Source organism: Pseudidiomarina fusca (assembly GCF_032227045.1).
GTDB lineage: Bacteria > Pseudomonadota > Gammaproteobacteria > Enterobacterales > Alteromonadaceae > Pseudidiomarina > Pseudidiomarina fusca.
This window is the reverse complement of the sequence record NZ_JANFPJ010000001.1, coordinates 160,112-173,170: the sequence shown is the minus strand read 5'-3', so window position 1 is coordinate 173,170 and position 13,059 is coordinate 160,112. Positions and strand designations below refer to the sequence as shown.

The 13,059-nt window shown below is 47.3% G+C and carries 12 protein-coding genes and 1 other RNA gene; 5 read left to right on the top strand and 8 right to left on the bottom strand.

The features are described from left to right. Positions 1-75: 75 nt before the first annotated feature. Positions 76-1,464, top strand: a complete 1,389-nt coding sequence (locus tag NOG12_RS00815; RefSeq protein ID WP_153826008.1) for a patatin-like phospholipase family protein — start codon at positions 76-78, stop codon at positions 1,462-1,464. A 6-nt stretch (positions 1,465-1,470) separates the two neighbouring features. Here the strand turns inward: NOG12_RS00815 and NOG12_RS00810 are convergent, their stop codons facing one another. The 5 genes from NOG12_RS00810 to NOG12_RS00790 all read right to left on the bottom strand — a co-directional run bounded on the left by NOG12_RS00810 (position 1,471) and on the right by NOG12_RS00790 (position 6,973). Next, positions 1,471-2,496: a catalase family peroxidase gene (locus tag NOG12_RS00810; RefSeq protein WP_313932145.1), complete on the bottom strand. Its 1,026-nt coding sequence runs from the start codon at positions 2,494-2,496 to the stop codon at positions 1,471-1,473. 69 nt (positions 2,497-2,565) lie between these two features. Further along, a complete protein-coding gene (locus NOG12_RS00805; RefSeq protein WP_110075389.1) occupies positions 2,566-2,835 on the bottom strand; it encodes a YebG family protein in 270 nt (89 codons plus the stop codon). 152 nt (positions 2,836-2,987) lie between these two features. Continuing rightward, complete coding sequence (locus NOG12_RS00800; protein WP_153826006.1) at positions 2,988-3,149, bottom strand: DUF3149 domain-containing protein; 162 nt, start codon at positions 3,147-3,149, stop codon at positions 2,988-2,990. 87 nt (positions 3,150-3,236) lie between these two features. Further along, positions 3,237-4,412: a methyltransferase gene (locus NOG12_RS00795; RefSeq protein WP_313932144.1), complete on the bottom strand. Its 1,176-nt coding sequence runs from the start codon at positions 4,410-4,412 to the stop codon at positions 3,237-3,239. A gap of 32 nt (positions 4,413-4,444) precedes the next feature. Continuing rightward, entirely contained in the window at positions 4,445-6,973 is a 2,529-nt protein-coding gene (locus NOG12_RS00790) for a bifunctional diguanylate cyclase/phosphodiesterase (RefSeq protein WP_313932143.1), read from the bottom strand. A gap of 369 nt (positions 6,974-7,342) precedes the next feature. Here NOG12_RS00790 and NOG12_RS00785 point away from each other — a divergent pair, with 369 nt between their 5' ends. Next, positions 7,343-9,577, top strand: coding sequence for a putative bifunctional diguanylate cyclase/phosphodiesterase (locus tag NOG12_RS00785; RefSeq protein ID WP_313932142.1), 2,235 nt, complete (start codon positions 7,343-7,345; stop codon positions 9,575-9,577). Here NOG12_RS00785 and murI read toward each other — a convergent pair. Both murI and NOG12_RS00775 read right to left on the bottom strand, forming a co-directional pair. Then, the gene (gene murI, locus NOG12_RS00780; protein WP_313932141.1) at positions 9,574-10,320 is read right to left on the bottom strand and encodes a glutamate racemase; all 747 of its coding nucleotides are present in this window, start codon (positions 10,318-10,320) and stop codon (positions 9,574-9,576) included. The genes NOG12_RS00785 and murI overlap by 4 nt on opposite strands. A 20-nt stretch (positions 10,321-10,340) precedes the next feature. Beyond that, positions 10,341-10,679 (bottom strand): zinc ribbon domain-containing protein YjdM, encoded by a 339-nt coding sequence (locus tag NOG12_RS00775; protein WP_110075395.1) that lies wholly within the window; start codon positions 10,677-10,679, stop codon positions 10,341-10,343. Positions 10,680-10,841: 162 nt separating this feature from the next. On the opposite strand from NOG12_RS00775, the gene NOG12_RS00770 reads away from it, so the two are divergent. From NOG12_RS00770 to NOG12_RS00760, 3 genes are all read left to right on the top strand, one after another. Then, positions 10,842-11,318: a nuclear transport factor 2 family protein gene (locus NOG12_RS00770; RefSeq protein ID WP_110075396.1), complete on the top strand. Its 477-nt coding sequence runs from the start codon at positions 10,842-10,844 to the stop codon at positions 11,316-11,318. Positions 11,319-11,498: 180 nt separating this feature from the next. Then, positions 11,499-12,431: an ATP-grasp domain-containing protein gene (locus NOG12_RS00765; RefSeq protein WP_110075397.1), complete on the top strand. Its 933-nt coding sequence runs from the start codon at positions 11,499-11,501 to the stop codon at positions 12,429-12,431. After that, entirely contained in the window at positions 12,424-12,573 is a 150-nt protein-coding gene (locus NOG12_RS00760) for a DUF2256 domain-containing protein (RefSeq protein ID WP_110075398.1), read from the top strand. The genes NOG12_RS00765 and NOG12_RS00760 overlap by 8 nt, the downstream gene beginning before the upstream one ends. Before the next feature lie 18 nt (positions 12,574-12,591). On the opposite strand, the gene ssrA is transcribed toward NOG12_RS00760, so the two are convergent. Further along, positions 12,592-12,951, bottom strand: a transfer-messenger RNA (tmRNA) gene (gene ssrA / locus NOG12_RS00755). Between the last annotated feature and the right edge of the window lie 108 nt (positions 12,952-13,059).

Here is a 13,059-nt window from a genome sequence, read left to right as displayed (position 1 = left end):
AACAGATATTGTTCACATTTAGCTATAACTTAAGTTTACAGTTGTTTATTATTGGATCTAGCCAAAGGACATCACGTGCACAGATTGAGGTTTGTTTCTCGCTTTAAAATCACCTTAGCTTTAGGGATAAGCTTGGTGACTTCCGGCTGTGCGACGTACGGCATCATCGACAATAGCTCACAAACCAGCAGTGATGGACAACAGAACTATTCGATGTTGGACTACAACAGTGGTCACAAAGGCCGTGATGATGTCACAGTCATTATGTCTTTCTCTGGCGGTGGTAGCCGTGCCGCGGCTTTGTCCTATGGGGTGTTACAAGCCCTTCGCGACACCCCATTAGAACTCGAAGGTCAACAGCATTCGTTGTTGAGTGAAGTCGACATGATCAGTTCCGTCTCCGGCGGCAGCTTTACCGCAGCCTATTATGGCTTGCATGGCGAACGAATCTTTAGCGATTTTGAAGACGATTTTCTGCGCCGCGATTATGTCACCGAGTGGGTGTATGGCGTGCTTAGCCCATTGCTATGGTTTTCCAATAGAGGACGCACTGATATTGCCACGGGCATCTATGAACAACGGTTGTTCCGCGGTGCCACCTTTGCTGATTTGCAACAGCGTCAAGATGCACCTTTTATCGTTATCAATGCGAGTGATTTAGGCGCTGGTATTCGCTTTTCTTTTATTCAAGAATATTTTGATCTGCTGTGCTCTAACATCGCTGACTATCCTATTGCTCGAGCAGTTACTGCTTCATCTGCAGTACCTGTGATGCTAAACCCTGTTGTTTTGAAAAATCACAAAGGTTGCCTCAACCCTATCCAGAACTACCTGCGCGAACTTAATGAAGAAGATATTGCAGAGGCCAAACTATCGCCCCACCTGCACGACACCATCACAGCTATGCGCAGTTATGCCGCCAAAGATGAACGTCAGTATATTCATCTTGTTGATGGTGGTATCACTGATAATTTAGGGCTCATGGCATTCTATGAAATGGTTGAAATTGGTGGTGGTATCGAGAAGTTCTTAACTCGCCTTGGTGCCCAGCCTTCCAAGCATCTGGTCGTGATCTCAGTGAATGCATCCACTAAGCCGCAATATGACATTGAACAATCCAACAAGATTCCCGATATTGAGCCTACCATAGGTGCTGTAACCGACACCCAATTGCACCGCTACAACGCTGCTACTATCAGTTTAATGCGCCGCACGATAGATCGCTGGGGTCATGAGTTATCCAGCTCTGGCCAACAGGTTAAACCTTACTTTATCGAAATTAGTTTTGATGGCGTGCAACAGGAGCAACGGCGGGGCTTTATTAATCAAATCCCAACCAGCTTATCACTCAACAAAGAACAAGCTGATACACTGATTCATGTCGGGAGTGAATTACTGCGCTATGATCCTGTATTTAAGCAGTTGCTTGAAGATTTGCAACAACCTTCAAGCAACCAAGACTAATCCAAGTTACTGATTATTTAAACGCATCCCTTGCGAGATAGCGTAAGCAACTGAACGGATCGGTAGCACAGGATCGTCGCTAGGACTGATGCCAAGAGCAACCCGCATAGGATCAAAATTAACCGGTTCACATTGATCAGAACCACTACTAGTTACAGTGATGGTACCTATCGTGACCTGCTCTCTATCGGCCGGCCAAAGCTGCGCTGGGTTATTGGTCGCATCACCCGGTTCGGCTAAGGTCCAAACCCAATTAAATACTACCTTGCCATCTTTATTCAGCCGTTCGGTTAAGCGTTCATCAAGAAAGCTTGGTGGGAGCGATTCAACTTCTGCTGCCGTTAATTGCTGCTCACCCGCAACCGGCTCTAGTTGCCAGCGAAACGCTTGCGCAGCGGCATTGGGTTGATCGGCGAAAAAGGCATGAATGCCATAATAATTGGACGAGGTATACTCAGCAGAAGCCTGGCGACCTTGCGACCACTCGCGTTGTGCTTGCATTTCTGGATTGGCTGCAAAGTATTTTTGAAGATCAGCTGGGGTTGCTTCACCCGCTTGAATCTTGGCACTCCATTGCAATAGCCCTAAAAATTGCTGAGGGTTCTTACCCGCAAAGAGTGGCACCGTTAATCCCGCGATGTGATGAAATTGATTATCATCTAATTGAAATTGAATACCTAATCCACGTGCGCCACGACGCTCATCAGCATTGGGATTACCGCCGCCCATCGAAAAACGCATGATGAGTGGTGCTTTATCCACTGCAAATAGAGGGGTAGCAAAACGTTGTTGGGCCGCCGCACTTGGGACAAACTCACCAGCAGCACAGACTCCGCGCGCATGTCCTTTGCGATAACCTGGTGTTTTGCCATTTAGTTTTGCAAAAACTTCAATAAAGTCTGTGGCAGAGGCGCTTTGCGGTGCTGCATAAGGATTAGCTTGAGCTGGTTGATCGGCTGCTATGGCGCCCACTGATAGGGTAGCAAAAGCCGCAGCAACAGCTGCAGCAATGAAAGAAACTCGAGTTAACATAGAACGGCCTTTTAACATTGCATGAGAAGAGCACTATAGACCTCACTACGTAACTTGACTAGCAGGAGATCACGCTGCTTCGGACTTTTTCACAGCTTTAGGCTTGGTCGGTTTCTTAGCACCTAAGGCCACCAGCATGTGTTCGCGCTGCTGCGCAATATAAAGTGCTAAATCTTCTTGTTGCTGTTCTTCGGTAACAACACCGCTTGCTGCCAATAACGGCATCAGGCGATCCACCATATCTAGCATTTTGTCATAAGCATCGGCTTCAGCTTTTGAAGTAAACGTCATTTTCTCAGCCCCATCGCGTACAACCACAAATTGAGTGACTACAGCCATTGAAGAAATTCCTCGTTATATAGAATACTGTTTATTTATACAGTACGAGTCGCAGCGATGCAAGTAACAACGTCATTTAGATAAAAAAAGCCAGCGGTATCCGTTAGCGCACGGCTACCACTGGCTCAAGCAACAAGACAATCTTTGGGGCCTTAAACTTTTGGCTTAAGATTTTTGTTTTGCTCAGCCTCGGCTTCTGCAGCTTTGGTAATAAAGAAGATGGCATAAAATATACACATACCAATCACAATCGCTAAGCCAGTAAAGCTGAAAAAGATAACGGGATCAGTAAAAAATTCTTTTAGAAGGTTCATGACCATACTCCTTGTGGGGTTTTATTAAGGTCATGATAGAAGTAATTGGCAGAGTAAATATTGATCTACATCAAGTATTTTTCCGAGTTAACTCGCAGCTATTTTTTGCGCCGTGATTAAACCGTTACGCGGCGTTGTCTGATAGTCACAAAAGGCACTTAATTCAGCCTGATAGCCATGCTCACGCAAGAATTCCAGTCTATCTAGCAACAGCCATAACTCTAACGGACGTCGAAATACGTGCCGCACTAAATCTAACCGGGCTACATGTAAAGCTAACTGCCGACCACGATCTAAATAGAATGGCCAATCCACCTTAGCTGGTAGCTGCCACTGATGCTGAGCCGCAGCCCACTGCGCAAAATCAGCAAACTCGCCGCTAAACCAATGCTTACCCACCGAGGCCAGCGGACGATAGTTAACTTGCTGCTGCAGATCCTGGTAGAGCGCATGGTAAGCCATCCGCCACTGCATTTCGGTATGCCGTAGCTGCGTAATACGTCGCCCAGCGGTAACCTGCCCTTGCACTGCGAGTTGCAGATCAAACTTAGCTAGGTGCAGGTTTTGCTGCTGGGCTTGCGTCGAGAGCGGCTGATAGTGTGAATCATGAATAAGATGGTAACAACAAGGTGCTAGGCTAATGAACTCGGTTTCGCGAGTAACAGCCTGTTGCAATAGGCTGAGATGGAGTTGCCCGCAGGCATGCAGTGCCACCGCATGTTGCTTCGGCTGCAAGAGTTTTGCCGCTGCGGCCGACAGCACATCAATTGGCACAAATTGCTGGGGTAACTGCCATTGCTGCGCTAACTTCTGCCCCTGCTCACACAGATTCTGTTGCCACTCGGCACTGACAACTTGGCGTTGTTGTACAAAACTAGCCAGTCGTCCCAAATGGCCCTTGCCTGCACACCACTCTAGCAAAGGTAACTGAGATTGCGGCAAATGGCTGATAAAGGCTTCAATTTGCGCTAATTTGCGCCCACCAATGCCGTTGGTTAACCAAAATGGTAACGGTGGCGTTTCCACCGGAGCAGGTATTTGACTGAGCTCAGGTAAACTGAAGACTGCTGGAAAATAAGGACTGAAAAACTGCCGTTGCCGCTCTTTGTCACTGTCAATCAGCTCGATCTCTGGCAACTGCAGCTGGGCTAAACTAGCGGTCAAATCAGTGTGTTGCCAGGGCCATTGTTGATAGGCGAAAGGTTTAAATTGCCAAAATTCACGGTACTCTTGTAGCACCTGATAAAAGTCATTGAGCTGCACGTTAATCCCTAGCCATCACGACCAACTCAAGGCTACCAAGTTAACGGGGCCGGCCGCGCAAAATAAAACCCTTGTAAATAATCGGCGCCATGTTGGCGCATAAATTCATATTGTTCAAGCGTTTCAATACCCTCTACCACCACCTTTAAGCTGAGTTGATGAGCCATCTGAATCATCCCTTGCACCAAAGCGCTATCGCGCTGATTAGCTGGAATATCACGAATAAAGCTGCGATCAATCTTCAACGTGTGCACCGGTAAATCACGTAAATAACTGAAACTTGAATAACCCGTACCAAAATCATCAATAGACACCTGTACTCCAAGCTCGCATATTTCATTCAAAATACCGCGTGTTCGGTCAGCCCCCATCATTAACACACTTTCTGTCACTTCTAATTCGAGCAACTCTGGAGCCAGCCCAGATACTCGAAGTACCCGTTTGAGTTCTTCATAGAACCCCTGACGGCGGAACTGCAATGGCGAAATATTCACCGCCACTGTTACCGGCTGCTGCGCTACCGACTGCTGATTAAAAGCGGCAATATCTTTGGCTGCCTGCTCTAACACCCACTGTCCAATCGCAACAATTTGTCCGGTTTGTTCAGCGAGCGGAATAAAATCACCCGGAGAAAGCATACCACGGCGTGGATGCTGCCACCTGATTAAGGCTTCGTAAGAGCTTACGGTCTGACTTTGCGCTGCCAAAATCGGTTGGTAATGCAGAACAAACTGGTGTTGAGTAATAGCTTCCATCAGATCATGGCGCAATTGTGCATAATCAGCACCATGTTGCGCATCGCTACCATCATACCAATGCCAGGTGTTACGCCCTTGGCGCTTAGCCTCGTACATCGCCATATCAGCATGATGCATCATTTCTATCGCTTTGCCAGTCACCCCCTGATTATCAGCGATACCAATACTGGCGCTCACGTGCACATTGTGAGGGCCTAACTCAAACGGCTGAGATAACAATTCAAGTAACTTTTCGGCCAGCTCAATACCACGTTCTAGCGCACCGTCATCGGTGAGTAAGATGGCAAACTCGTCACTGGCTAAGCGGGCTAACACGTCTTCCTTGGTTAATAACCCCCGTATTCTATCAGCCACGGCACATAACAATTGATCCCCCACAACATGCCCTAACGCATCATTAATAGGCCTGAACCCGTCAAGATCTACAGACATCACAACTAACGGTAACCGCCCGTTCTGACTAAGCCTACAAGCCTGAATTAAACGACCCTCAAAGGTTTGTCGATTGGCGCTACCGGTTAAGAAGTCATGGGTGCGCTGACTAGCTATGAGGTCTTCTTGCTCGCGAATGAGGGTAATATCTTGCTGAATACCTATGTAATGAGTGCATTGATCATTCACATCAAACACCGGACCAATCAATAGTTGGTTCCAAAATGCAGTGCCGTCTTTACGATAATTACGCAACGTCACCTGAATCTCCCGATGCTGTTGGATCGCATCGCGAATAGCGCTAACGCTGTCTGGGTCGGTATCCTTACCTTGTAAAAAACGGCAATTACGCCCTAACACCTCAGCTTCGGTGTAACCCGTTAATTTACAAAACGCTGGATTAACATAAATCAGTGGCATACCAGGCGCTTGTGCGTCTGCTAACACCACTCCATTGGGGCTGCTTGCAATACCTCGTTGCAACACATTTAACTGCTGCTCTTGGTGTTTACGTTGGCTGATATCTTGCACAATCGAAAACACCCCAGTCACTGCACCCGCAATAGTGATGGGCAAATTGGTGATATCAAACCACTGCGGCTGACCTTCGCTTGGATTCATCAGCTCATAACTATTGGCTTTGCCTTGCAAGGTTTGCGCAAACGACTGCTTTGCGGCTTCATGCTGGCTCACATCAATTAAATCTAAAAAATTCTTACCAATAGCTTGTTGTGACGATTGCTGATTAATGCCCCCGACCGGATGATTTGCAGCCAGAATAAAACCGTCCGTATCTATTTCAAATACCGCTCCCGGATGCTGCGTGAATAACGACCGGAAACGTTTATCGGTTAACTCGTGTTGCAGTGTTTGATAATGGTGCTCAAAGGCCAAACTCACCAAGGCTGCGGCACGCTGCATCAGCTCGAGCTCTGCTTGCTGAGGTTCACACGGCTGTCGATAATAGGTTGCTAAAGTACCAAATAAAGTACCACTATTACTCAGCACTGGAATCGACCAGCAGGCCTGCAACCCTTCAGCAGCCGCATAACCAGCAAAAGCTATCCAACGCTTATCTTCGGCGATATTTGCAGTCACTATCGGCCGACGTAAGTATGCAGCACTACCACAGGTGCCAACTTCAGGCCCAATTTTCACATGCTGCAACGCCTGCCAATAATCTGTGGTGAGTTGCGCCCCTGCAATTAAACTTAAACTGTCGTCACTTTCATCATATTGCATGATCGACACAATCGCCTGATCTAAGCGCTGCTCTACATAGCCACTGATAGCCTCCAAAATATCTGGCAGGGCTGCTTTGGCAGCTATCAAATCATAGATATGGGCGGCTTTATCGTCATCAAGTGGCATGCATGGTCCTTAGCTAAACAGAGGAATAGCTTTACAACTTCGAATGCTATCGGCTTAACGTTTATACAGGATATTTTGTTGGGTGCCTATGTTGTTCATTGCACATACTCGGAAGTACACATACTCGGTATGTACACATATTAACAAAAGTACGTTTAATACATAAGATATAGATCATGTTTTAACCCTGTTAGACCTTTCTTTCAAGTACTAGCCAAGCACCTTGCGATTGTCATGACCAGCAAATTTAACTCTCATCGCATTCATTCCGCAATCATCCTGACAAGATATTGCAAAATATCAAAATTCTGCCATTCTAAATGAAACACTTACTTAACTTTCGGCCGCAGGCGGCCATGGGCTACAGCGATGCACAAAGGTTGCTTTTACTGCTTCTGCTTAAGCTTGCTGGGTATCCACGCAAGTTATGTCCAAGCAGCTGCTGAGCAGCCCTTACATACCATCCGCTTCGTAGGCTCAGAAAACTACCCACCGCTGCAATGGCAACACCCCGAACAAGGGGCGCAAGGCTTTATTGTTGATTTAGAGCAAGCCTTAGTAGCAAACACAGGAATCCTTGCCGAGCAACACTTAATGCAATGGGAAGATGCTCTAGCGGCAGTGCAACAAGGCGATGCCGACGTGGTTGCCCTCATTCCATCAGCAGCTCGTGCTAGTACCTTTGATTTTTCTGAGCCTTTTTATTACGTCGCTCACGCCATTTTTTCAGGCGCTAGTACAGGCGCTGAAACAGCCAGCTACGGTAGCTTTGCCCAACTTGAAGGAAAACGAGTCGCGGTTGCCGCAGGTGCCTATGCCGAACAACAATTGCGTGATACTAATTATTCATTCACCCTTGTGCGCGCTGAAGATGAGCTTCACTGCTTGCAATTAGTGGTTAAACAGCGCGCCGATGCCTGCGTTGAAGTCACTACCACCTCAAAACATTTGATTGCCAATCACCAGCTCCCCGTGCAGCAAACTAGCCCGCCCTTCTGGCCACTCGCCTATAGTTTTGGGGTGAAAAAAGGCAACCAACAGATGCTGACTTTTATCAATCAGCAACTAGGGGTATTACAAATTGACGGGCGCTACCGCGAGATTTACCAGCGCTGGCAACCGCAACTAGAATGGCAACCCCGCACTTTTACAGATAATTTGAAAGCTGTCGCTTGGTTGCTCGGAGCATTACTGCTGCTGGCTGGGGCTGGTTGGGCATGGAGCTATTCACTGAAAAGCCAAGTTCGCTTTAAAACCTTACGCATCCAGAAAGAGCTTAACGCTAGGCGCAAACTCAATCTAAAATTACAATATCATGCAGAACACGATATCGTAACCGGCTTATATAACCGCCTAGCTTTTAGTAAAAAAGTGCAGCAGCGGTTGCACCAAGAATCACCGGCTGCCTTTGCTGTGGTAGTCATAAAAATTGCAAATCTAGAATCTATCACCACCGTGTTTAGTTACCCCGTAGCCAATGATCTCCTGATTGAGTTTTCTGAACGGTTACGTAAACAAGGATTTATTTTTGCGGCTCATTTTGGCGTTGGCTTATTTGCGGCTGTAGCAGAGGCTGAGCTGACCAACGAACGGCTCGTTGAATTAGCCATGCAACCGCTACAATTCAAATCATTAGATTTTGAGCCGGTTTTAGCATTTGGTATTACGCGCTATCCAAGCAACTTCACCCAAAGCCTCGCCGCACAAATGTTAGTCAAACCGCCAACTGCCGATGAACTGTTACGACAAGCGCTAACTGCGGTTTCGATCGCCCGAAAAGCCGGCCATACTTGGCTAGAATATCAGCCAGAGATTGAGCCCAATGCCGATGATTTGCGCCTACTCAAAGAATTTCATGAGCATGGCATGCGCGATTTTTATCTGGTTTATCAACCCAAACTTGATTTAAGTAGTGAGCAAATCACTGGGGTTGAAGTTTTACTACGTTGGAATCATCCAACCCTTGGCCTCATTGCGCCCACCAAGTTTATTCCGCTGTTTGAAGAATCTGGATTAATTAAACAAGTGACCCGCTGGGTGATTCGACAAACGGTGGCCAGTATGCAACGTCATCAACTTTGTCAGCGTGGCCTGCATGTGAGTGTCAATGTATCCACCCGCGATTTAACTGAAGCGGGCTTTGTTAGTTTTGTAAAACAGGCAGTGCAAGGTATTGATGCCCATTGCTTGCAATTTGAAATCACTGAAACCGGCTTGATTGACGACTCTGAACGGGCCCTAGAGGTACTCACACAACTAAGCGAGTTGGGAATCAAATGTGCGGTGGATGATTTTGGTACCGGCAACTCTTCCATTTCCTATTTAAGTAAATTTCCGGTGGCCGAACTCAAACTCGATCGTAGCTATGTGTTCGATATCAATAACAACGACCGCAACTTAAAAATTGTTAAATCTAGTATCGACTTAGCGCATGCGTTAGGGCTAAAGGTGACCGCAGAAGGAGTTGAGGATTTCGCTGCCATTACTTTGTTAAAACAGCTAGGCTGTGAAAAAGCCCAGGGCTACGTGATTGCTCGCCCCCTCGCCGAGCATGACTTTATCGCTTTGGTTAACAGCCCTTTTCAATGGTCAGCTTCCAGCTAGAGTATTAAGCCCCAATGTTTGGCCGTACGCTTCACTGCTTCAACGTTTTCTGACGCTAAAATGCGGATGGGTGTTTGTGCGTACTGTTTGGGCAATTCAAGGTGTTGTTGTAACCAAGCCACCATAGCTTCACCCGAGTGAATGGTGGTCACGCCACCAAAGTACTGAGCAATTTGCTCAGCAATTAACGGAAAATGCGTGCAACCCAATAACACCACATCAGGCTTCGTCAAAGAGCTGAAGTAATGACGCATGGTCTCCTGTAAAATTGGTCCATCAAATAAAGCTTCTTCTACCATCGGCACAAACAACGGGGTCGCAATAGCATCCATCTGCTCCACCCCAAGCGCCTGAATACGATGTTGATAGGCACCCGAGGCTATGGTTGAACGAGTCGCAATAATTAATACCCGGGTCTGCTTGGTCACCGTCGCTAATTGCTGCAATGCCATCACACCAGGTTCTAGCACCCCATACACAGGCTTATTAGAAAACTGCTGCATAGCTTCTAGCGCTGTTACACTGACAGTATTACAGGCCACTACCACGCAATCCACATCGGCCCCGTTAAAAAACTCAACAGCCTCAAGTGCGTAGCGCGTGACAGTCGCCTTATCTTTGTTGCCATAGGGCACACGAGCGGTATCACCAAAATAAGTGATTTCGCTGAACAAGCCACTTTGCTGCAACGACTTAGCCACGGTTAAACCGCCAACCCCACTGTCAAACACGCCTACTTTCATGGTTCTCTCTTCATTGATTACTAGCTGCTTTGGCGTTTTACAAACTGCGATTTCAACATCATGTCGCCGGCGCCATCTACCTTGCAATCAATGTCATGATCGCCATCGGCAAAGCGCTTAATTGTCGCCTTGGTACCCACTTTCAACACCAACGACGAACCTTTAACTTTTAAGTCTTTAATTAACGTCACTTTGTCGCCTTCGGCCAACGGCGTGCCATTGGCGTCTTTCACTTGAACGGTAGTCTCTTCAGCGACTTCATTCGGGTTCCACTCATAGGCACACTCAGGGCAAATCAACAATGCTTGGTCTTCGTAAACATAACTTGAATTACATTTTGGGCAATTGGGTAGACTCATAATTTTACTTCTTTTAATTAGGCAGATAAGAGTAGCCTGATCATAGCGCTTCTTGTGCATCAAAAGAAAGCGCAGAAAGGAAATCGAGAGCAAAAGATAGTGTTACTTCCGTAAAACTATTAGAGTAAAACCACCCTTATTCACTATCATCGGACCAAGATCATGAAAAAACTGCTCATAATTAGCCTAGTATTTGGTTGTTTTTATAGTCAGCCCCTGGTTGCTCAAACAACAGCGCAAGCGAATGCAACTGAGCAAGTGCAACAGGAAGTGCAAGAAGCCATTGAAACCTTTTTGTATGGCGCCAGTGTGAATGATAGCGCTGCGCACCGTGCCTTTTGGTCAGAACAATTAACCTACACCAGCTCAAGCGGCACACGTTTTGGCTGGCCTGAACTCGCGCAAGGCTTCAGCGAAGCACCGCCGCTTGCAGAAAGCGAGGTCACCGCTTGGTACACCGGTGAAAACTTTGAATTTAAACGCTTTGGCGACGCCATCTTGGTGAATTTCACCTTGGTTCTTACTCCCGTAAATAGCACCGAACCCACCCAGCGATTCTACAATACCGGCGTCTTGCAAAAGCAACACGGCCAATGGCGCGCCGTGAATTGGAACGCTACGAAAGCTATGACCGAATAATGCTGCGACTTGTTGTGCCTAGAGCCTACTAACAGGCCAGTTGTTGCAGCTATATTGCGCAACTTGGCTTACCTAGAACTCTTTGGTCTGGCTTATAGCTTTTTCGAATTGATCGTTTACCTGAGGATAAGCTGTAATAAGCACATCAAAATATCACCAGATTGAGTAACCGGGAGCCAAATGCGCAACATAGTTATACTGCACGAAAACGACGAGTGGTTAGTACCGCTGCGAGCTGAATTTGCCAAGCGCGAAGTCACGGCCATGGAATGGTTTTTAGATACCGGCACGGTCGCTTTTGATGAAGCCCCTGCTGATGCGGTTTATTACAATCGTATGAGTGCATCCTCACACACCCGTGGCCACCGCTTTTCCCCTGAGTTAACGCGTGCGGTACTGACACGACTGGAAAGCTTTGGCCGCACTGTTGTTAACAATAGCCAAGTATTAGCGTTTGAAGTGTGCAAATTATCACAGTATGCCGCCTTGCAACGCGCCGGTCTCAAGGTGCCACGCACACATGCTGTGGTTGGCAAACAGCACCTTGTTGCCGCAGCACAAGCATTCAACCAATGGCCGCTTATTATCAAACCGAACCGCGGTGGTAAAGGCTTGGGCGTACAGCGGTTTGAGTCTGTTGAAACGCTGAAAAACTATTTGGCCCGTACCGATCTTGATGAACCCCTTGACGGTATTTGGCTGTTGCAAGAATACATTCAGCCCCAACAGCCCTTTATTACCCGCGCCGAATTTATTGGCCGCAAGTTTTTATACACAGTTCAAGTCAATACCGAAGATGGCTTTGAACTCTGCCCGGCGGATAACTGCTCTATTGAAGATCAGTTTTGCCCAACCGGCGAGCAAGCCCATAAGTTTTCGATTACCGAGCGCTTCAACAACCACGACATTATTGCCAAGCTTGAAGGCTTCTTAGAAGCGAATCAAATAGACGTGGCTGGTATTGAGTTCATAGAAAATGCTACCGGTGAGTTGTTTGTCTACGACGTAAACACCAACACCAATTATAACCAAGCCGCTGAACAGCGCGCCGGCGTTAGCGCTACGGGTATGGGCGCCATCGCCGATTACCTGATAGAGCTGGCTCGTGACTAAGAAGCAACATTTACCCAGCAAAGTCTGCCCCGTTTGCCAACGCCCATTTAATTGGCGCAAAAAATGGGAACGCTGCTGGGAAGAAGTTATCTATTGCTCAGAACGCTGCCGCCGCTCGAAAATAAAAAAGCCGCTCGAATGAGCGGCTTTTTATTGGAATTGGTGGAGCTGGCGGGAGTTGAACCCGCGTCCGCAATACCTACATCCTCGGTCCTACATGCTTAGTTTGTCATTTAGTTAATCACCAAGTCGCCGACAAACAGGCTACTTAAGGTGACGATCCCGATTGGTTTTAACGCTTTGGCTACGGGCGAAGCCTCCACGCGAGTCTGCTTTGGGGTGAACCGACTGATCCTAGTCTCACAGACAAAGCGCTAGGGGTCGGACTCAGCGGGTTATTAAGCCGCTAAAGCGTAGTTGTCGTCGTTTGCAACTATTATGTTGAGGCTTTTTACGAGGCCAGCCTCACCTCGGCATGCACCTTGGGTTTCGTGTATCCCGTCGAATCCAGATCAGCCCCTAAGGTTAACTTGTCAAAGTCTATCATTGATATGGTGCTGCTGTCAGTAATTTCAAGTGCTAGCAACGTAAATAAAAATCGGCACCATATTGCGTTAGATATTTGTTT